The organism is Sorangium sp. So ce887, from assembly GCF_051521455.1.
In the GTDB taxonomy this organism is placed as follows: domain Bacteria; phylum Myxococcota_A; class Polyangia; order Polyangiales; family Polyangiaceae; genus Sorangium.
On sequence record NZ_CP150354.1, the window covers coordinates 9,557,073 to 9,576,650 of the forward strand.

Genomic DNA, 19,578 nt, shown 5'->3' on the forward strand with positions numbered 1-19,578 from the left:
TTCCTATCCTGTAGGCTCATCTCACCTCCCTCGGCAGCCAGGAGGAGGCCATCACCATGCATTATGCCCCGGACTCCGTCGTAGGTGGGAAGTACCGTCTTGAGCGACCGCTCTCGGCCGGCGGGATGGGCTCGGTGTGGGTGGCGCGGCACGTCAACTTGGGCTCTCGCGTCGCGGTCAAGTTCATGGCGCCGACGTATGCGGCGTCGTCCACGTTCCTTGCCCGCTTCGAGCGCGAGGCGAGGATCGCGGCGAGCCTCCAGAGCCCGCACGTCGTCTACGTCCAGGACTACGGCATCGACGACGACACCCCGTTCCTCGTGATGGAGCTGCTCCAGGGCGAGGACCTGGGCACGCGGCTCCAGCGCGTCGGGAGGCTCTCCCTCGTGGACGCCACGCTCATCCTCGTGCAGGCCGGCAAGGCCATCCGTCGCGCGCACGAGGCCGGCCTCGTCCACCGCGATCTCAAGCCGGCCAACCTCTTCCTCGTGCGCGTCGAGGAGGAGCACGAAGAGGTCGTCAAGGTCCTCGACTTCGGCATCGTCAAGGAGCCCCGCGCTCATCTCACGGACGAGGTGACGCGCACCGGCGAGCTGCTCGGCTCCCCTCACTACATGAGCCCGGAGCAAGTCCGGGGCGAAAAGGACGTGGACCAGCGCAGCGACCTCTGGTCGCTCGGGGTCATCCTCTTCTGCGCCGTCACGGGTGAGCTGCCGTTTCAGGGGGAGCAGCTCGGCGCGGTGATCGCCAACATCCTGGTCACGCCCGTGCCGAGCGCCTCCCAGCTCGCGCCCGACCTGCCGCCGGCGATCGACGCCTTCTTCGCGCGGGCGCTGGCCCGCGACCGGGCGCAGCGCTTCCAGTCGATCGGCGAGATGATCGGCGATCTCCGCCGGCTCGCCGGCATGGCGTCGCCGTCGATCCCGGATCTGCAACATCCCTGTTCCGGCACACCGAGCTCCGCTCAGCCGAGGATGAGCGGGACGATACCGCTGCACGCCGTGGCGCCAGGCGTCCCGCCGGCCGCGCCCCGGTCGGCGACGCCCGGCACCCTGACCGGCGCCGGAGCGACGGCGCAGGAGGCGAGGCCGCAGGCGCCCACGCGCACGGTGCTGGTGATCGGCGTCGCGACGGCGTTGCTCCTCGGCGCCGGCGTCACGGTCGCCGTGGGAGAGGGCAGCACACACGGCAGGGGCGAGGCGGGCGCGGAGTTCTCCTCGGCGGCCGCGCCGGAGCCGGAGCGAGGCGCCGCCGGGACGCTGGCAGAACAACAGATCTCGCACGAGCCGCCGCCGAGCGTGACCCCCGGAGAGCCCTCCTCGCACGAGCCGCTGACGACCCCTGACGAGCCCTCCTCGGCGGAGGCGGCGGCGGCGAACGTCCCCGGAGACACGCTGGTGCGACCGGCCCCGCCGCTGCCGACCAAGGCAGCACGACCGCCGTCGGCGGCCAGGCCCAGAGCACCGCATACGGCTGCGCCCGAGCCCGCCAAGCGGCCTCCGGTTCCAGAGCCAGCAGCACCGGAGACGGCAGCACCGGAACCGGACCGTGCCCCGATCCCAGACGTGCCCTTTTAACGGGTGCTCGGCCGCGCCTCGCACGAAGACCCGGACGAAGGTTCAATCTCTTCCGAGCACCGCTTCAGTCTACGATCCGGTGGACTGATACCGCCGCTCCCCGAAGCGCCAGATGCGCAGCGACACGAGCAGGAACACCACGCCGACCAGCGGTGACGCCCAGCGCGCGGCCTCGGGCAGCGCGGGGACCGTGGGGCGCTCGAGCAGCACACCCGCGGGGATGTAGCTCACGAACCCGAGCGGCACGACGAACGTGAAGAAGCGCCGGAACCAGTCGCGGTACAGGGTCAGCGGGTACTGCGCCGCCTCCGTGCCGCCGTAGGTCAGCGTGTTCATGAGCTCGAGCGACTCGACCGTCCAGAAGCACAGCGTGGCCTGGAGCACGAGGAGCCCGTAAAACACGCAGGCGCCGCCCGTGATCGCGCCGGCGAGCAGCGCCAGCTTGGCTGCTGTCCACCCGACGTCCAGCGCGGAGGCCGCCCAGAAGAGCATCACGAGGCCGACGGCGAGCCGCCCGGCGCGCAGGAACTGGAACTCCCGGGTCGCCACCTGGAAGGCTGTGGAGCGCGGGCGCAGGAGGAGCCGGTCGAAATCGCCGGACCTCACCATCATGGAGAAGGTGTCGAACCCGCGGCCGAACGACTCGGCGAGCGCGAACGAGACGTTGACCAGCCCGAACAGGAGCGCCACCTCCGCGAAGCGCCAGCCCCGGACCGCGCCGAACCGATCGAACAGCGCCCACGCCCCGAGGAGCTCGATGCCCACCGTGATGAACTGGCCAATCGACCACATCGCGAAGGACGCGCGATACTGCATCTGCGCCCGCAGCGACACGGCCGCGAGGCGGAGGTAAAGCTTCGTTGCGTCCAGCGACATCGCGCCTGCTCCTCGCCCCTCAGCCGCCCTGCACCACGAGCCGCCGCAGGCCGCGCGCGACCATCGCGCGGCCGAGCGCCACGAACGCGGCGGTCCACAGCGCCTGGTGCAGCAGCACGCCCGGGAGCGCCGCGGCCGGCAGGTTGCCGAGGTAGAGGCGGAACGGGGCGTCGACCATGCCGCGGAACGGCAGCGCGTCGAGCCAGGGCTGCATCCACGACGGGAACAGCGGCAGCGGCACGACCATGCCCGAGGCGATGAGGACCACCGACGGCACGATCCGCGAGATGCCGTCGCCGGACGTTGTCCACAGCATCGTCGAGGTCACCGCCGTCGCGAACGCGCCGACAAGCGCCGCCGCGAAGGCCATGGCCGCCGCCCACGCGCCCGCGGCGGCGAGCGACGGCGGCAGCGACATGCCGAGGAGCGGCACCGCGACAGCGAACATCGGGACCGCGCGCAAGGCCGTCGGCGCGACGCGCGCGGCGAGCGCGCGGGCGAGCCAGAGGGTGTGGAGATCGAGCGGGCGCGCGAGCTCGTAGCCCACCGCGCCGGTGCGGATCAGCTCGCGCACCTCGGGGTCGGGGTTCGTCGAGAACGGCATCAGCTGGAAGAACGCCTGTCCGAGCCAGGTGTACGTGATGGCCTGTCCGAGCGACATCGGCGGATGCGCGCCCGGCGCGGCGTTCGCGTAGAAGGCCTCGAGCACCATCACCTTGATCAGCCCCCAGAACAGCTGCGTGCCGAACCCGGCCGCGGCCGCCGCGCGGTACTGCAAGAGCGCGCGGAAGCGCGCGCGAAAGACGGCGAAATAGGCGGCCAGATACGCGAGATGAGCGCTCACGGCCGCGCGCCCGCCTCGCCGTAGAGCCGCGCCACGATCTCGTCGATGGGCGGGTTCTGCACCAGGAGGTCGCGCACCGGGTAGCGGGCCGTGACGCGCCCGACGAGCTCCGCCGTCGAGATCACCGCGGGATCGAAGCGCAGCGTCACGCGGTCGCCCTCGCGGCGGATCACCTCGGCGTGCGGCTCGGCGATCTCGGCGGCGGGGTCCGTCAGGTCCACGATGAGCCAGCGCTCGGCCGTGACCTTGGCGCGGAGCGCCTCGAGCGAGCCGTCCGAGAGCACCCGGCCGCCGGCGATGAGGAGGACGCGCGAGCACAGGGCCTCGATGTCGTCCATGTCGTGGGTCGTCAGGATCACCGTGACGCCGCGCTCGCGGTTGAGCCGCTGGACGAAGCGCCGCACCGCGAGCTTCGAGACGGCGTCGAGGCCGATCGTGGGCTCGTCGAGGAAGAGCAGCTCGGGCGCGTGGAGCAGCGCGGCCGCGAGATCGCAGCGCATGCGCTGGCCGAGGCTGAGCTGCCGCACCGGCGTGTCGAGCAGCGGCGCGAGATCGAGCATCGCGACGAGCTCGTCGCGCGCGCGGGCGTGGTCGGCCGCGCCGACGCGGTAGATGTCCCGGAGGAGCTCGAACGAGTCGATCACCGGCAGGTCCCAGAGGAGCTGGGTGCGCTGGCCGAACACGACGCCGAGCCGCCGCACGTGCGCGACGCGCTCGCGCCAGGGGACGCGGCCGTCCACCTCGCAGCGCCCCGAGTCGGGCACGAGGATGCCGGCCAGGATCTTGACCGTTGTCGACTTGCCGGCGCCGTTCGGCCCGATGTACCCGACGAGATCGCCCCGCTCGAGCGAGAACGAGACGCCCGCGAGCGCGTCGACGGCGCGGTAGCGCGGGCGCACGAGCCCTGCGACCGCGCCCCACGCGCCCGGACGGCGCTCGGCCACGCGGTAGGCCTTGCGCAGATCCTCGACGACGATCAGCGGCATGGCGGCGGCGAGGGTCGCACGGGTCGACGTTCACCCGCCAGACTCTTCACAAGACGTGGCGCACCCGGGAGGAGTAGACGGCGACCGCGCCGGGCAGGCCGAGCGTCGCTCGCCGGAGGCCGCATGGGCCGATTCCGCGATGGCGGCTCCGAGGCGCGCGGGTTAGGGTGCCCGGCGCGTCGATGCCGCCCGATCCCAGCGCGCCCCCGGGCGACCGAGCCCTGTTCCCGCCGTTCGACGGCCCCGGCGAATTCGACCGGATCCGCGCCGATCTGGGCGCCTTTCTCCCGGCGATCCGCGCGGTGTGCGAGCGCCACGGCCTGACGACGAGCGGCCTCTCCGCGTTCGAGCGCGGGACGAACGTCGTTGTCTCGAACGACGCGGGCCAGATCATCAAGCTGTTTCCGCCCTTCCTGCGGCACCAGTTCGAGGCCGAGCGCCTCGCGCTCGCGCGCTTCCACGGGAAGGTCCCCGTCGCCACGCCGGAGATCCTCCGGGAAGCGGAGCTCGACGGGTGGCCCTATCTCGTGATGTCGCGTCTCCCAGGGCGCACGCTCGAAGAGGCCTGGCCCGCGCTGAGCGGGGCGGAGCGGGTCGAGGCGCTCGCCCGCATCGGCGAGATCATGAGGGCCGCTCACGCGCTGCCCACCGGCGGACTGGAGAGCATCGACCTCGGCTGGGACGCGTTCGTCGAGCGCCAGATCGCCGGATGCGAGGGCCGCCACCGGCGAATGCGTCTGCCCGAGCACCTGGTCTCCCAGATCCCGGCGTACCTGGCGTCCGCCCGCCCTCTCCTGCCGACCTCCGTGGTCCCGGTCCTCCTGACGGGGGAATACACGCCGGAGAACCTCCTCGTGACCCCGACGGACGGGACGTGGCGCGTCACTGGCATGATCGACTTCGCGGACGCGTGCCTCGGGCCGCCCGAGGTCGACCTGCTGGGCCCATGCCTCTTCCTGGCCGCCGGCAGCGCGGATCTCCAGCGCGCCTTTCTGGGCGCCTGTGGATACAGGATCACCGACCTGAGCCCGGCGCTGAGCCGCAAGCTGATGGCGCTCGCGCTCCTGCACCGGTACAGCAACCTCCGATACCAGCTCAGGATCGAAGGCTGGGAGTCCCAGGTCTCCTCGCTCCCCGAGCTGGAACAGACGATCTGGCCGTTCTCGGTCCGCTGATCTCGGCGCGAGATCTCGTGACTGACCCTACAGCGCGTCGCTGTACCCCGGAGCTCTCAACCCTGCGCGAGCAGCTCAAGCGCGAACGACGCTGGCCATGACCCTGTAAGGGCGGGACCGCTGTGCGGCGTCCCAGCCAGGAAAGCGGACAGCCAGACGTCTGGCCACGGCCGCTCTCACGCGGCTCCCCCCCGCTCCCCTCACCTCCCCCGCCCCTCCCGCCCGCCCAGGCACACGCGCACGTAGTCGGCGACCATCCTCTCCAGCGAGAACCGCTCCCTCGCGCGCTCCCACCCCGCCGCCCCCATGCGCGCCCGCCGCTCCGGGTCTTCCGCCAGTTCCACGAGCGCCCCGGCGAGCGCCTCCGCGTCGCCCGGCGGCACCAGCCGCCCCGTCACGCCGTCGTCCACCTGCTCGGCCATGCCGCCGACCGCCGTGGCCACGACCGGCAGCCCCTCGGCCATCGCCTCCAGCGACGCGTTCGGGCACCCCGCGGGCTCGGCGATCAGCGCGAACATATCGAGATCGCTCAGGAAAGCGCGCGTGTCGGCGAGCTCGCCGACCCACTCGACCGAGAGCCCCGCCGCCATCCGCCGCAGCGCCTCGGCGTGCGCCTCGGCGCCGCGCTCGACGCCGCCGGCGATGCGCAGCACGTGCGGCGGCAGCCGCGGCGCGGCGAGGCGCAGCGCGGCGAGGAGCTCGTCGAGCTTCTTGTGGGGGTGGACGCGCGCCGCCGTCCCGATCGCGAGCCGCGCGCGCTCGCCGCCGGACGCGCGCGGCCGCGGCGACGCGCCTCCGGCGGCGAGCGCGCGCGCTCCGAGCGCGACGCCGTTCGGCACCACGTGCGCCGGCGCCCCGAGCACCTCGGCGGCGAGCGCCGCCTCGGCCCCGTACTTGACGATCACCCCGGCCAGGCGGGCGCCGTAGTCGCGCGGGGCGCGGTATGGCAGCCCGCGGCGCGGCGACGCGAAATAGCGGCGCAACGAGGCGAAATACATCTCGCCCGGGCTGATGTCGAAGAGCGGAACGTCGAGCAGCCCGTCGGCCAGCAGCACCTTGTGCTCGGCGATCACGTTCCACATCAGCACGGCCTCCGGCGGGTCCTCCTCGATCGCGCGCAGGAGGCGCTCCACCGCCTCGGCCGGCTCGACGTCGGCCGGCGGCGGCACCGCCAGCACCGGGATGCCCGCGGCCGCGAGCGCCCGCCGGCCCGGCGTCGGGTACTCCGGCTGCTCCTCGATCACGGCCGCCCGGGCGCGCACGCCCGCCGCCGCCAGGCCGAGCAGCAGCCGCCGCGCGCTCGACTGGGCACCGCCGGTCGAGAAGTTGTTCGTCACGAGGAGCAGCCCGTCCCCCCGGCGCAGGCCGCGGTTGCGCGCGATCGCCCGCGGGTAGATCCGCGCATAGCCCTCGGCCATCCGCGCGACGCTGAAGTGCCGCGCCACGACCTCCCGGCCGCCCGACGGCGCGGCCCGATCGCGCGCCGCCGCCGCGATCGCCTCGGCGAACCGCTCCGGCGCGGCGTCGAGCGGCAGGTGCACAAGCGCCGGGGTCTCGGCCGCGATCTCCGCCGTGCCGCCGGCCCCGGTCGCGACGACCGGCAGGCCCGCCGCGAGCGCCTCGAGGTGCGCGAGGCTCAGCCCCTCGTGGGCGCTCGGCGATACGAGCACGTCGGCCGCCGCGAGCAGGCCGGCCACGTCGGCGACCGCCCCCGCGAAGCGCACGTCGGCGCGCAGGCCGAGCCGGTCGACCTCGCGGCGGAGCTCCGCCTCCGCGGCGAGCGCCGGCTCGCTGCCGGGCGAGGCGCTCCCGGCGACCACGAGCCGCGCCGCCCGCGGATCGCCGGCCGCCGCGAGCGCGGCCCGCGTGGCCGCGAGGATCGCGGGCAGGAGGTGCAGCCGCTTCTGCGGCCGCGGGTTCGCCACGGCGAGCAGGACGAGATCGTCCGGCGCGATCTCGAGGCGCCGCCGCCACGCCTCGGCCGCGGCCGAGCCGGCCCCGCGGGCCTCCGGCGCGGCCTCGCGGGCCGCCGGCGCCGCCTCGCGGGCCTCCGCCGGCCCCGCCGATCGGCGCGCCGCCTCCGCCGGCCCGAGGTCGATCCCGTTCCAGACCGTGCGCCGCGGCACCGGCAGCGCGCACGCGGCGAGCTCCACCTCGACCGCGCGCGCGCACGCCACGAGCAGCGCCGCGTCGTCCGGACCGAGGCGCTCGAGCCCCGCCGGCCACCCCGCGGCCACGTTGTGCACCGTGACGAGCGGCCGGTACCCGCGCGCGGAGAGGCGCGCGAGGTCGTCGGCGTCGAGCAGGTGCGCGTGCGCGAGGTCCGCGCCCCACGCGGCGAGCCCGCGGGCGAGCGCGTCGAAGCGCGCCTCGCGATCGCCGCGCGCCCCGGAGAGGTCGAGCGTCCCCGGCGGCGCGTCGAACGTGGGGCGGGTCGGCCGGTACACCGCGTAGACGCGCGACCGCACGCCGCGGCGCGGCAGCTCGGTCGCGAGGTCGATCGCGATCCGCTCGGCGCCGCCCTGCTGCAGGCTGGTCACGACCTGCGCGACCCGCAGCGCCGCGTCGTCGCACACGTCGAGCGGCGCGTGCCGCACCACGCGCGCGCGCCGCGCCGCGAGCTCGCCCTGGAGGGCGGCGTCGAGCGGATCGCCCGCGCGCAGGCGCGCCGCGACGCCCGCGGCGAGCGGGGCGTCGAGGTACACGCTCGCCGCGCGGGGCAACCCCGGTGGGCGGCGCGCGCGCGCGGCGCGGCTCAGCTCACCGCCCGTCGCCCGCAGCAGCTCGGCCCACGCCGCGGCGTCGGATTCCGTCGCGGTGCGCGCCGAGGCCGCGGTGAGCGCCGAGGACCCGGGCGGCGCCGAGGCCGCGGCAAGGTCGAACGGCGCCAGCACGGCGCCGAACGCGCAGAGCGGCAGCCCGGTGTCGCTCGGCGGCGGGAACGGATCCAGATCGAGCGCAGCGGACGGCGCGGGCCAGGCGCCGCCGCGCACGAGCCACACCGGCCCCGCCGCGAGCGCCTCCGCCGCGGCCGCGAGCGGCGCCGGCGTGAGGTCGACCGGCGCGAGCCCGGCGAGCCGGAGCGCGCGCAGCGTGCGGCCGGCGCGGGCGCGGTGCGCGGGCGCTTCGGCGAAGACGGCGCAGATCGGAGGGCGCATGCGGGACCGGGCGGCGCGGCTCAGTAGGCCGAGGGATAGCCGCGGAAGGGCGCGGCGACGGCCACGTCCGGCGCGCTCGAGATGCGCTCCCGCGAGCGATGGCCGCCCCAGGCGGCGCGCGGCGCGGGAGAGGGCGCCGCCGCCCACGCGGCCGCGCCGAGCTGCTCCACCTCCACCGCAGACGGCGCGCCGCCCGTGTAGACGAACTGCCCGCGCGGGCTCGGCTCGATCGGGACCGACGCGCGCCGGATCACGCCCTTCACGAAGCAGCGGTAGTGGAGCACCGAGCCGTGCAGGTGCGGGGGCGCGTTCAGCCAGAACCCGTCGCCCTGCGGCCGGAACGTCACGCCGGGCGGCGCCCCGGCCATCGGCTTGCGGCGGGACGCGCGGTGCACGAGCACGCCGACGAGGCCGACGACGGCGCTCGCCAGGACGAGGCCTCCGCCGACGAACGCCACCGTCGCCGCGGTCGACCAGGAGCTCGAGCGCGGCGCGCGCGTGGACCCCGCCGAGAGCGGCGCCGCCGGCCCGGTCGGCGACGCGGCGGCGCTCGCCTCCAGCGCGGCGACCACGCGGAAGCCGTTGTCCGCGTTGCGGCTGCCGGGGTCGTTGCGGTACCGCGCCGCGGCGCGCAGGTGCTTCGCGTCCTTGAGCCACGACCCGCCGCGCAGCACGCGCCGGGGCTTGTCGCCGCCCGGCGCCGAGGTCTGCTCGGGGTCGACCGCCGGGCCGGGGGCATAGGGACCGTACCAGTCGCGACACCACTCGTAGACATTGCCGCTCATGTCGTGCAAACCAAAGGCGTTCGGCTGCTTCTGCCCGACTGGCTTCGTGCCGCTCCCGGCGTTGCCCTTGAACCACCCGAGGGCGGCGGCGGCCCCGTCGTCGTTCCCCGCATAGAACCGCGTCTGGGTCCCCGCGCGGTGGGCGTGCTCCCACTGCGCCTCGGTCGGCAGATCGAAGGCGCGGCCGGTCCGCTGCGTCAGCCAGCGGGAGAACTCGCCCGCGTCCTTGAAGGTCACCAGCGTCACCGGGTGCTGGTCGCTCTGCGGGAAGCCGGGCGCCCTCCAGGTGAACTCCTTGCGCTGCGACAGGCCCTTGCCGTCGAAGCCGAACCCGCCGGAGACGCCGACCTCGGCCTCGGTGCGGTAGCCGGTCTGCTCGACGAAGCGCTTGAACTGCCCGACCGTGACCGGAAACCTCCCCAGGTAGAAGGCGCGGCTCAGGGTCACCTCGCGGATCGCCTCGTCGTCGCCGCGGCCCGCCTCCGCCGGCGGCGAGCCCTGGCGAAAGCGGCCGGCCTTCACGAGCACCAGGTCGAGCTGCGCCCCCCCGAGGTCGATCGCGAGGGCGGGCGCCGGATCCGCCGCCTGCGCGGCTGCCGGGGCGAGGAACGCGACGGCCGCCGCAAGGACGAAGGCAGGAGGGAGGTCGCGGGAGCAGGAGCGGAGCTGCACCGGCTCAGGCTACCAGACAGAGCGCGCGACCTGTGCGAGCTCGACCCAACGGCAGCAGCGCAGGGGCCCGAAAGAAGCGCTCGCCGCGGTCGCCCTCGCCCCACGCCCTCCCCCGCCCCCACCGGAGAGCGGGGCGCGCCGGCCGCGCGGCAGGCAACGCAGGCTGCGCTCTTGCCCCCTTGCCGGACGCGCGTCATGCCTCCGTATCGCCCTCTCCATTCGAACGAGCGCGCCGGCTCAGGCCCGCTCGCGAGCCAGCGAGCGCCGCAGCAAACATTCCGCCCCTGTCGACTGACCTCTTCGCGCGGCGTCGACGGCATCACGTTAGTCTAGACATCTTTGCAATTCTTAACTCGACACATCGAGAGCGCGGACAGCGCGGCGTCGACGCGGTCGAGCGCACCCTGGCCACGATCTACAGCGAAAGGATGTGCGCACTGTCGGACCAGGTGTTCGACGTCCTCTGGCCCACGGACGGCCGGGCGCGGCCTGGCGATCTGCTTTCCGGCTTTCCGGGGAACCCAGGCGCGAAGCGGTGGTCACAGGACTCGTCACGCTCGGGTCGCAGCCCGTGGCTCGTCTTCCCGCGCGTTCCCGCGCGAGGACGTCGTATCCTTGCTACGCGATGGCGACATCGGGAAGCTCGACGCGGTACGGAGCGTAAGGATCGACGCCGTGAGCGATACCGTCGAGGAGCGTCGGAAGAGACCGCTGGACAACGACGTTCTGACGCCGCGGATCCAGGCCGAGATGCAAGGCGACCTGCTGAGCAAGGACGACCCGATCGCCGCGTTCGATCGGCGAGACGCCGATGCGGGCATTGCTTTCGGCGGCGACACCCACTATTGCATCGGGGCGACACTGGCTCGCCTCGAGGGGCGGATCGCCATCGACACGCTCCTCAGCCACTTCCCCGAGATGGAGCTCGCGGGGCCGGCGGTGTTCGCACCGCACCCCTCGATCCGGAAGATGACCTCGTTACCCGTCCGCCTCCGGCCCGCCAGAGGATGAGGGCGACTACGGCCAGTCCGGCGCGGGCCAGCCGGCGACGACCGATTTCCCTGGGCGAGCGCGACGCCGCCGCAGGACCCCGGGAACAATGCGCGCGCACGATCACGGGCGCGCGCATGATGTGACACCAACACACAGCAGGGATCAACGCATGCGCACAACTACCTCGCTTATCGCTCTCCTCGGCGCCGTCGCGCTCTTCGGCTGTTCTTCCTCGGAACCCGGCACCGGGGAGGAGACACCGGAGGATCAGGTGCTCGCGCCGCCGGCCGAAGGCGCCGGCGTGCAGTATCGAATGATCTCCACGATCCAGCCGGGGGAGGAGGTCGAGCGCTGCCAGCTCTTCGTGGCGCCGCCGGAGGGGCTCAACGTCAACCGGGAAACGGTGCGGTACTCGAGCGGGAGCCACCACGTCCTCCTCTACACGACGCCGTACACCGAGATCCCGACCGAGACGCTCAGCGGTGCTACCCTCGATGCGACCCAGGTCCACGACTGCAGCGACGGCCCCCAGGCCGAATGGGACGTCACCGGCGTGGTCGCGGGCTCCCAGTCCCCCGACGGCAACTCCTTCCTCGGCGAGCTCCCGGAGGGCGTGGCGGTCAAGGTCCCCCCGGGCACGGTGCTCCTGATGAACACCCATTACCTGAACGCCTCGAGCGAGCCCCTCGAGACCGACGCGCGCATCAACCTCTACACGATCGCGGACGACGAGGTGGAGGTCGAGGCGGGCATGCTCTTCCACTACAACCCGTTCATCAGCGTGCTGGCGCGCGACGAGTCCTCGGCGCGGATGCGCTGCACCACCGAGAACGACATCTCGGTCGTGAGGATCCAGTCGCACATGCACCGCCGCGGCGTCGGCTACCTCGCCCAGAAGGTCGACCTCGACGGCAAGATGACGGAGCTGTACGCCCACGACAAATGGGAGGGGGTCCCGTCGCAGGAGTTCACGCCGTTCCTCGAGGTCAAGGCGGGAGAGGCCCTGGACTACCGCTGCGATTTCAGGAACAGCGAGGATCGCGACATCGCGCAGGGCCTGACCACGAAGGACGAGATGTGCATGCTGATCGGGCCGTACTTCCCGCGCTCCCGGGCGTACGAGAATTGCGCGAGCGAGGAGGGGGGCTTCCGCGCCTCGACGTGGTTCGGCTCCGGGACGTCCACGTGCACCGAGGCGCTCTCATGCATGAGCACGCCCGACCAGGACGATGCCGCGTTCTACGGCTGCGTGGTGAACAGCTGCGAGAGCGTCGGGCCCCAGCTCTCGAAGGTGATCACCTGCCAGATCAGCGGGGGTTACGGCGCGTGCGACGAGGACTGCAGCGAGGGCTCCGAGGCCTGCGAGACGTGCATCACCACGGCGTGCGCCGCGGAGATGGAGGCCTGCGAGGCCGCCACGTGCGACTGACCTGACCAGGAGCGGCGCGGCGGGGCGGCTCCCGCCCGCCGCGCGGCGCTGCCCTGCGCCGCGGTGCTCCTCCCCTCCCCCGCTTCCGCTGGATCAGGGATCTGCGACGAGCTCCGACGCGAGCCGGGTCCCAAGCTCCACCGCCTTCGCGTGGTCCTCGACAGGATCCACCACCGCGTCGGGACCCGCGAAGACGATGTAGGTGACGCCGCTCATCACGCCGGGGCTCGGCTGCTCGACGTTGATACCCAGGCTCTGCGCCATCGCGTACGAGGCCATCCCGATGGCGTGGCACTCCCCCACATCGCCGACGACTCCATAGGCGACCTTGTCGCCGTGGACGACCGCGACAGCGGCCCCCAGCCTGAGACCGGCGTCCGTGTGGCTCCACAGCACGTCGGCGCACTCCGCAGGCGTGCCGTTGGGGACGACCACGAACGGGAGTTGCAGCGAGTCGAGCGCGTTTCCCAGCGAGTCCACCGCCGCCGTGTGGGGAGTCGCCGAGGGGCACTCCGGCGACTCATGGGAAAGACCGTCGCAGTCGATCCCCATCCCGGATCTCCAGAAGTACGCCCCGTTCAGCGCGCAGACAGGAATGCTGGGCTCCGGGCCGGGGTCGGCCGAGTTCCGGAAGAGCCCCGACGAGGCCTGCTGGCATGACGTCGTGAGCGCGAGCAGCTCCGCGGCCGTCGGCGGGACCGGTGCCTGGCCCCCACCAGCGCCGCCCGCACCGGCGCCGCCCGCACCGGCGCCGCCCGCACCGGCGCCGCTCCCGCCAGCGCCGCCCGCACCAGCGCCGCTCCCGCCAGCGCCGCCCGCACCAGCGCCGCCCGCACCAGCGCCGCCCGCACCAGCGCCGCTCCCGCCAGCGCCGCCCGCACCGGCGCCGCTCCCGCCAGCGCCGCCCCCGCCTTCGACGAACTCGAGATCGCCGATCCCGGAGAGGCTCGTGCACGCCGAGGCGCCGGAGAGCGCCAGGGCCGCGAGCGCTCCCGGGAGACAGGCCCTCCTCACGCCTGCCGTTAACGCTCGCATCAGAACTTCCCCAGGATCTCGATCCGCCCGAGGCCCACCCCGGCGCTCCAGACCACGCCGCGCTGCGCCCGCGGCAAAGCGCCCGCGGCGTCGGGCGCGGCGTCGCCGCCGGGCCGGACCACGAGCAGCACGACGCCCGCCGCGGCCGAGGCGGCGCCCACGATGAAGCTCACGGTGGACACGTGGCCCAGCGTGGTCGCCGCGTCGGCATCGCCCTTCAGCTCGGACGGGCAGCGCCGGCCGTCGCAGCGCTCCTTGATGTCGGACACCTTGGAGAGCGACACGAGGCCTGTCGCGGCCCCGACGCCGATGCCCACCGCCCCGAGCCCGAACGCGAGCCCAGCCGGCAGCAGCGAGCCGCCGCCCTCCGCGCCGCCCGGGGCGGGCGCGTCGCGGGGCGGCACCTGAGGCTGAGACGCGGCGGGCGCCTCCAGCGTCGCGCGCACCGCCGCGAGCTCGGTCTCGGCGTCCTTCCGCGCGTCGAGGAACGCCCGCGGCGGGTCCTCCGGGAGCGGCTCGGCGAGGACCTGCTCGTACAGGTCGCGCGCGGCCCCCAGCTGGCCGAGCTTGCGCTGGCACCGCGCCATGTAGAGCACGAGCGTCGGCGCGTGATAGAGCCCGTCCGCCTCCTTGAAGACCTCGAACGCCTCCTGCCAGCGGTCCGCGCCGTAGAGCTTGAGCCCCTCGTGCGCCCTGGTCCGGGCGAGCTGCTGCGCCTCGGCCGAGGCGCCGTCCGGCGGCTTCGCCGCGAGCGCCGGCGCCGCGGCCAGCAACGTCACCGCGAACGCGCACCGGCGAAGACAGTTCGAGAGCATCATCATCCTTTCCATCAGAATCAGAATCCATCCGAAGCAGAAGAGAGCGCCGCGCCCGTTGTCTGCTGCACGGCCTTGCGCGCCCGCACAAGCAAGCTCGCCAGGGCGGTCGACACATTAAGGGGGATCGTGCGCCACCGTCCAGCGGCGTCACGGACGGTCGGGGGCGCGATCTCCTCCGATCCTGGACATTCCGGTCGCTCGGCCCAACGCGGTCACCGCGGCGTCGCCGCCGTGACACCGTGGCCAGGACCGGCGCGCAGATCGCGCCCGACGGCTCGGCGGACCGCCGCCGAGATCGCCTCGCCGCGGAAACCGATCGGATACATTGAGCGTGTTACGCCTCATCGATGACCGGTCTCATCAAACGCTCGGAGGAAGTGTCGACGAGGGCGCGATGGAGGCTCGATAACGTGCTGACGGATGAGCGGTCGCTCGTGGAGCTGCTCCGGGTGGTCACCGTCGACGTGCACGAGGCGGCGAGCGTCGAGGAGGCGCTGCATCGCACCATCGCGCACATCTGCGACCATCTGAGCTGGCCGGTTGGACACGCGTACGTGCCGGCGGCGGACGATCCCACGCTGCTCCTCCCCACGGCGCTCTGGTACCTGCACGACGAGGTGAAGTACGCGACCTTCAAGGCGGTCACGGAGGCGACGCCGTTCACTCCGGGGGTCGGGCTGCCCGGGCGGGTGCTCGCCAGCAAGCAGCCGGTCTGGGTGCGCAACGTCACGGAGGACGCGAACTTTCCGCGGGCCAGGCTCGCGAAGAACCTCGGGGTCAAGGCGGGGTTCGCGTTCCCCGTGGTGGTCGGCGCCGAGGTGGTGGCGGTGCTGGAGTTCTTCTCCGACGCCGAGCACCCGGACGACGGCAAGTTCACCGTGACCATCGGCCGCATCGCGCGGCAGCTCGGCCGCCTGTTCGAGCGCAAGCACGCGCAGGAGATGCTGGGCCGCGAGCGGGACTTCATGGCGGGCGTCATGGACCTCGTCGACGGCCTCATCGTGGTGCTCGACGCGCGCGGGCGCATCGTGCGCATGAACAGCGCCGCCGAGCGGGCGCTGGGCAGCGCGCGCGGGTCCCGCGAGCCGCAGTACCTGTGGGATCTCACGCCCGATCCGGAGGCGTCGGCGCAGCTCGAGGGCCTCTTCGAGGAGCTCGGCACGGGCGCGTCGCGGAAGCAGGTGGAGGTCCCGTGGACGACGACGGACGGCGCTCGCCGGGTGACGGCCTGGTCGGGCGCCGTCCTGCGCGGCAACGACGAGGGGGTCCGGTTCGTCATCATGACCGGCATCGACCTGACGGAGCGCAAGCGCGCCGAGGAGGAGCGCGCGCGGCTGCAGGAGGAGGTGATCCAGGCCCAGGACGCGGCGCTGGCGAAGCTCTCCATGCCGCTCATCCCCATCCGCGACGACGTGGTGGTCCTGCCGCTCATCGGCCCGCTCGAGGCCGGGCGCCTGCGTCGCGTGACCGAGGCGCTGTCGCGCGGCATCGCGAAGCGCCGCACGCGGATCGCCATCCTCGACCTGACCGGCGTGGACGAGCTCGAAGCCACGGCGACCGACGCGCTGCTCGAGGTGGTGCGGGTCGTGGGCCTGCTCGGCGCGCGGGCGGTCCTCACGGGGATCCGCCCCGAGGTCGCCCACCGCCTCGCCGCGAGCGGCGTGGACCTCGGTCGGCTCGACGTGAAGAGCTCTTTGCAGAGCGGGATCGCGTTCGCCATGAGGGGCCGCTGAGCCCCGGCGTCGGGCGCGGACACGGCATGACGCCGCGGCGCCGGCGACGCGGGTCGTCGCGCGATCGCGACGGTGGCCGCGGCCCGTACCCCGATCGCCGCGCGCCGCGCGGTGGATCACTGGATCGAGACGACCTCCACGTCGTCGAGCGGGTCGGAGCTCTGGGCGAGGTTGAAGCCGCCGAGGGCGACGAGCTCGCGCTCGCTCCTGCAGAGGAGGCCGTTGAAGATGCGAGGGGTCTTGAGCGTGCCGGCGGTCTCCCACCCGTCGCCGGCCTCGTTGAGCCGGAACAGGCCTGCGGCGTAGTTGACGTAGAGCTTCCCGGCGACAGAGCACGACGCCGCGCCGAACGCGTTGAGGAACGGCGCCTCCGGGAGCGGCGGCCCCTCGGTCCATGTCCCCTCCTTCGTATCCAGCACATGGACAGCCGCGGTGAATGCCTGCGCCTCGTCCACGCCGCCCATGGCGTAGATCTTGTCGCCGAGCGCCGAGACGGCGAGGGAGCGGCTCTTGAACGGGGGCTCGGGGATGGGCTCCCAGGTCGCGCCGTCGGTGGACAGATCGAGCTGATACCCGCCTGTCGTGAACGTCCCGGAGCTCGACGTGCCCTCGACCTTCCACCCCGCCACCACGTAGAGAATGTCTCCGATCACCACCGCGCCGTGGCCCGAGCGCCCTTCGGGCAGCTCCGGCAGCGGCGACCACGCCGCCTGGTCCGGATCGTAGCGTTCGACCGTGGGCACCGAGCGGAGCGCTTCCGTCTCGCCCGGGGCGTTCTCGATCTGCAGCCCGCCCACCCGGATCACGTACCCTCCGTGGCTGACCAGCGTGAGCCCCTCGAGCGGCGGGACCTCGTCGAGCTCCTCCCATGCTTGCCCTGACTCGAGATCGAGCCGGCGGAACGCCGGTGTCAGGTCGTCCCTCGAGAAGCCGCTCCCCTGCACGTGCGCCGGGGTGACGTGACCGCCGGCCACATAGACGAAGTCGTCGAGCACGGCCGCCCCGAACGATCCCGCGGCCTCCGGAAGCCGCGGATACCGCCCCGACGGCTCCGGCTGCCCCGCGCCGCCGCCGTCATCGCCGCATCCGATCGACCCGATTCCGCTGATCACACAGATCCACGGCCACACCGCGCAGCGCTGAGACAATTTCAGGGTCTTCATGAACGCCTCGCTGTTCCAGAAGAGCACGTTGGGGAGAACCGGCGCGCCAGGTCCCGACGTCCGGCGTGTCTTACCGCAAGGCGGCGCCGCTGTCGTGGCGCCGGGAGGGCGAGCGCACCCCCCGGCGCCCGGAGGTCGCCGCGGCCCGAGCCCGATGTCGTTCGTTCTCAACAGGAACCGCATCATCGCTGCATGGGACACGGGCGAACATGGCTCCCGCTGTGCCCCTGTTTCGTGTTGTAATGCAATGATCCCGAGAAAGGTCCGGTGCAACGATATGCGATCGATGTCTTCGATGCTGGAGCGGTTCGTACGGGTTCGGCTGCCTTTACTTATTTCGGCGCTGGCCGCGGCCGCATGCGTGGCCGAGTCGCCGCTGGACGGGGAAATCGGCCCGGAGGCGGCCATCCTGGGCGAGCACGCCGACGCGCTCTCGACGCGCGTCCGGCTCATGGCCGCAAACCTCACGAGCGGCAACAACCAGAGCTACGATCCGGGGCACGGCAGGCGTATCATGCAGGGGGTCCAACCCGATATCGCCCTGCTGCAAGAATTCAACTACGGCGGCAACACCACGTCCGACATTCGCTCCTTCGTGGACGTCACGTTCGGCGCCGGGTTCAGCTACTACCGCGAGGGCGGGGCGCAGATCCCGAACGGGATCGTGAGCCGGTGGCCGATCGTCGCGTCCGGCGAGTGGGATGACACGTCGGTCAGCAACCGGGATTTCGCCTGGGCGCGCATCGATGTTCCCGGCCCGACCGACCTCTGGGCCATCAGCGTCCACTTCCTGACGTCGAGCTCGGGGGCGCGCAACACGGAGGCGGATCACCTCGTCTCATTTATCAATACGCACGTCGATGAGGACGATTACCTGGTGATCGGCGGCGACTTCAACACCGGGAGCCGGACCGAGGCGTGCATCGGGACCCTCTCGGAGGTCGTCGTCACGTCCTCGCCCTATCCTGCCGACGGGAACGGGAACGGGAACACCAATGCCGGCAGGACCAAGCCGTACGACTGGGTGCTCGTCGACGGCGATCTGGAGCCGCTCGAGACCGCCGTTGTCATCGGCGGGAGCAGCTTCGCGAACGGCCTCGTGGTGGACACGCGCGTCTATTCTCCGCTCTCGGCGATCAGCCCTGCGCTCTCGTCGGACAGCGGCGCATCGAACATGCAGCACATGGGCGTCGTGCGCGACTTCCTGATCCCCGACGGCGGGGGAGGTACCGGTGGCGGAGGCGGCACCGGCGGCACCGGCGGCACCGGCGGCACCGGCGGCACCGGCGGCACCGGCGGCGGAGGCGCCGGCACGGCCGTCGTGATCATCAACGAGGTCCTCGCGAACGAGCCGGGGAGCAACGTGGCCGGCGAGTTCGTGGAGATCGTCAATGTCGGCTCGGGGACAGCGTCCCTCGCCGGCTGGACGATCTCCGACAGCGCGTCGACGCGGCACACCTTCCCCGCCGGAGCGTCGCTCGCGCCCTCCACGGCCGCCGTGGTGTACGGCGACGCCTCGGGCGTGCCCGGCACCCTGAGCGGAGCCGTCGGCGCGTCCACGGGCACCCTGAGCCTCAGCAACAGCGGCGGCGACACGGTCACGCTGCGGAACGCCTCGGGGGCGACCGTGAGCAGCGTGACGTACGCTTCCACGCTCGCGGGCCAGGACGGCGTCTCGATGAACCGCAGCACCGATCTCAACGGGAGCGCGTCGTTCGTGCTCCATACCACCCTCGGCGGGAGCTCTTCACCGGGCAAGCGCGTGAACGGCGCGGCGTTCTAGCGGGCGTGGCGCTCGGGCGAGAATGGGTTGAACCCGCAACCCCAACCGCGTTCACCGCGCGGCCGAGCGCCGCGTGACCGGACCTGGATCGAAGAGGTCGCAGGGAGGCCGACCTGGGGAATTCCCTCATCTTGTGCCCGTTTACAGCGAGAAATTGAACAGGGAGGCGGGGAAGCGGGGAGGCGGGGAGTTTTTCTGAGATTTTACTCCCCGTCTCCCCGTCTCCCTGTGAATTCTCCGAAAAATTTGAGGGGATTCCTCAAGAGGCCGACCCATCGTACACGACGCGCGCGCGACACGCGCGATCGCGTCCTCGTCTGTCCTGGACAGCTTGAGCACCGGATCGCCGGTGCGGGAGTACGCTGCCCAATCGATGCGTCGTATGTCCCTTTCGCCGCGCCGCGCATGGTACGACGCGCTCATGGACACTTCGCTTGCAGGCAAAGTCGCGATCGTCACGGGCGCCTCGTGGGGGATCGGGCTTTCCGTGGCCCAGAAGCCCTGCGCCGCCCGCGCTCAGCACATCGAGAAGCAGCGCTCGGGGCTGTGAT

Annotated in this window: 15 protein-coding genes; 7 read left to right on the plus strand and 8 right to left on the minus strand. The window is 72.8% G+C overall.

The window, feature by feature from the left end; all coding sequences use genetic code 11:
- Positions 1–56: 56 nt before the first annotated feature.
- Positions 57–1,577 (plus strand): protein kinase domain-containing protein, encoded by a 1,521-nt coding sequence (locus WMF36_RS35730; protein ID WP_437575288.1) that lies wholly within the window; start codon positions 57–59, stop codon positions 1,575–1,577.
- A 69-nt stretch (positions 1,578–1,646) separates the two neighbouring features.
- On the opposite strand, the gene WMF36_RS35735 is transcribed toward WMF36_RS35730, so the two are convergent.
- From WMF36_RS35735 to WMF36_RS35745, 3 genes are read right to left on the minus strand one after another with little or no spacing between them, the layout of a single operon-like run.
- Entirely contained in the window at positions 1,647–2,453 is an 807-nt protein-coding gene (locus WMF36_RS35735; protein ID WP_437575289.1) for an ABC transporter permease, read from the minus strand.
- Positions 2,454–2,472: 19 nt separating this feature from the next.
- Positions 2,473–3,297, minus strand: coding sequence for an ABC transporter permease (locus WMF36_RS35740; RefSeq protein WP_437575290.1), 825 nt, complete (start codon positions 3,295–3,297; stop codon positions 2,473–2,475).
- A complete protein-coding gene (locus WMF36_RS35745) occupies positions 3,294–4,283 on the minus strand; it encodes an ABC transporter ATP-binding protein (RefSeq protein ID WP_437575291.1) in 990 nt (329 codons plus the stop codon). Before WMF36_RS35745 ends, WMF36_RS35740 begins: the two co-directional genes overlap by 4 nt.
- Positions 4,284–4,465: 182 nt before the next feature.
- Between WMF36_RS35745 and WMF36_RS35750 the strand changes: the two genes are divergently transcribed.
- Positions 4,466–5,458 carry a phosphotransferase family protein gene (locus WMF36_RS35750; RefSeq protein WP_437575292.1) on the plus strand — a complete coding sequence of 331 codons (993 nt, stop codon included), beginning with the start codon at positions 4,466–4,468 and terminating at the stop codon, positions 5,456–5,458.
- A gap of 200 nt (positions 5,459–5,658) precedes the next feature.
- Here WMF36_RS35750 and WMF36_RS35755 read toward each other — a convergent pair whose 3' ends face one another.
- Both WMF36_RS35755 and WMF36_RS35760 read right to left on the minus strand, forming a co-directional pair.
- Positions 5,659–8,616: a glycosyltransferase gene (locus WMF36_RS35755; protein WP_437575293.1), complete on the minus strand. Its 2,958-nt coding sequence runs from the start codon at positions 8,614–8,616 to the stop codon at positions 5,659–5,661.
- A gap of 20 nt (positions 8,617–8,636) precedes the next feature.
- Positions 8,637–10,073, minus strand: coding sequence for a formylglycine-generating enzyme family protein (locus WMF36_RS35760; RefSeq protein ID WP_437575294.1), 1,437 nt, complete (start codon positions 10,071–10,073; stop codon positions 8,637–8,639).
- 675 nt (positions 10,074–10,748) lie between these two features.
- Between WMF36_RS35760 and WMF36_RS35765 the strand changes: the two genes are divergently transcribed.
- Positions 10,749–11,084, plus strand: coding sequence for a hypothetical protein (locus tag WMF36_RS35765; RefSeq protein WP_437575295.1), 336 nt, complete (start codon positions 10,749–10,751; stop codon positions 11,082–11,084).
- Between the two features lie 151 nt (positions 11,085–11,235).
- The gene (locus WMF36_RS35770) at positions 11,236–12,495 is read left to right on the plus strand and encodes a hypothetical protein (RefSeq protein ID WP_437575296.1); all 1,260 of its coding nucleotides are present in this window, start codon (positions 11,236–11,238) and stop codon (positions 12,493–12,495) included.
- Positions 12,496–12,588: 93 nt separating this feature from the next.
- Here WMF36_RS35770 and WMF36_RS35775 read toward each other — a convergent pair whose 3' ends face one another.
- Positions 12,589–13,530, minus strand: a complete 942-nt coding sequence (locus tag WMF36_RS35775) for a glycoside hydrolase family 75 protein (protein ID WP_437575297.1) — start codon at positions 13,528–13,530, stop codon at positions 12,589–12,591.
- Positions 13,530–14,360 (minus strand): tetratricopeptide repeat protein, encoded by an 831-nt coding sequence (locus tag WMF36_RS35780; protein WP_437575298.1) that lies wholly within the window; start codon positions 14,358–14,360, stop codon positions 13,530–13,532. The genes WMF36_RS35775 and WMF36_RS35780 overlap by 1 nt, the downstream gene beginning before the upstream one ends.
- Before the next feature lie 398 nt (positions 14,361–14,758).
- Here WMF36_RS35780 and WMF36_RS35785 point away from each other — a divergent pair, with 398 nt between their 5' ends.
- Positions 14,759–16,081: an STAS domain-containing protein gene (locus WMF36_RS35785; protein ID WP_437575299.1), complete on the plus strand. Its 1,323-nt coding sequence runs from the start codon at positions 14,759–14,761 to the stop codon at positions 16,079–16,081.
- 116 nt (positions 16,082–16,197) lie between these two features.
- Here the strand turns inward: WMF36_RS35785 and WMF36_RS35790 are convergent, their stop codons facing one another.
- On the minus strand, positions 16,198–17,244 hold the full coding sequence (locus WMF36_RS35790) for a Kelch repeat-containing protein (protein ID WP_437575300.1): 1,047 nt from the start codon (positions 17,242–17,244) through the stop codon (positions 16,198–16,200).
- A 277-nt stretch (positions 17,245–17,521) separates the two neighbouring features.
- Between WMF36_RS35790 and WMF36_RS35795 the strand changes: the two genes are divergently transcribed.
- Together WMF36_RS35795 and WMF36_RS35800 are read left to right on the plus strand one after the other, a co-directional pair.
- Entirely contained in the window at positions 17,522–19,027 is a 1,506-nt protein-coding gene (locus WMF36_RS35795) for a lamin tail domain-containing protein (protein WP_437575301.1), read from the plus strand.
- 421 nt (positions 19,028–19,448) lie between these two features.
- A complete protein-coding gene (locus WMF36_RS35800; RefSeq protein WP_437575302.1) occupies positions 19,449–19,577 on the plus strand; it encodes a hypothetical protein in 129 nt (42 codons plus the stop codon).
- The last annotated feature ends 1 nt before the right edge of the window (position 19,578 follow it).

Coding starts and splice junctions, on each gene's coding strand:
- WMF36_RS35730 (WP_437575288.1), top strand. CDS start 57: ATGCATTATGCCCCGGACTCCGTCGTAGGTGGGAAGTACCGTCTTGAG.
- WMF36_RS35735 (WP_437575289.1), bottom strand. CDS start 2,453: ATGTCGCTGGACGCAACGAAGCTTTACCTCCGCCTCGCGGCCGTGTCG.
- WMF36_RS35745 (WP_437575291.1), bottom strand. CDS start 4,283: ATGCCGCTGATCGTCGTCGAGGATCTGCGCAAGGCCTACCGCGTGGCC.
- WMF36_RS35750 (WP_437575292.1), top strand. CDS start 4,466: ATGCCGCCCGATCCCAGCGCGCCCCCGGGCGACCGAGCCCTGTTCCCG.
- WMF36_RS35755 (WP_437575293.1), bottom strand. CDS start 8,616: ATGCGCCCTCCGATCTGCGCCGTCTTCGCCGAAGCGCCCGCGCACCGC.
- WMF36_RS35770 (WP_437575296.1), top strand. CDS start 11,236: ATGCGCACAACTACCTCGCTTATCGCTCTCCTCGGCGCCGTCGCGCTC.
- WMF36_RS35775 (WP_437575297.1), bottom strand. CDS start 13,530: ATGCGAGCGTTAACGGCAGGCGTGAGGAGGGCCTGTCTCCCGGGAGCG.
- WMF36_RS35780 (WP_437575298.1), bottom strand. CDS start 14,360: ATGGAAAGGATGATGATGCTCTCGAACTGTCTTCGCCGGTGCGCGTTC.
- WMF36_RS35790 (WP_437575300.1), bottom strand. CDS start 17,244: ATGAAGACCCTGAAATTGTCTCAGCGCTGCGCGGTGTGGCCGTGGATC.
- WMF36_RS35795 (WP_437575301.1), top strand. CDS start 17,522: ATGCGATCGATGTCTTCGATGCTGGAGCGGTTCGTACGGGTTCGGCTG.
- WMF36_RS35800 (WP_437575302.1), top strand. CDS start 19,449: ATGGACACTTCGCTTGCAGGCAAAGTCGCGATCGTCACGGGCGCCTCG.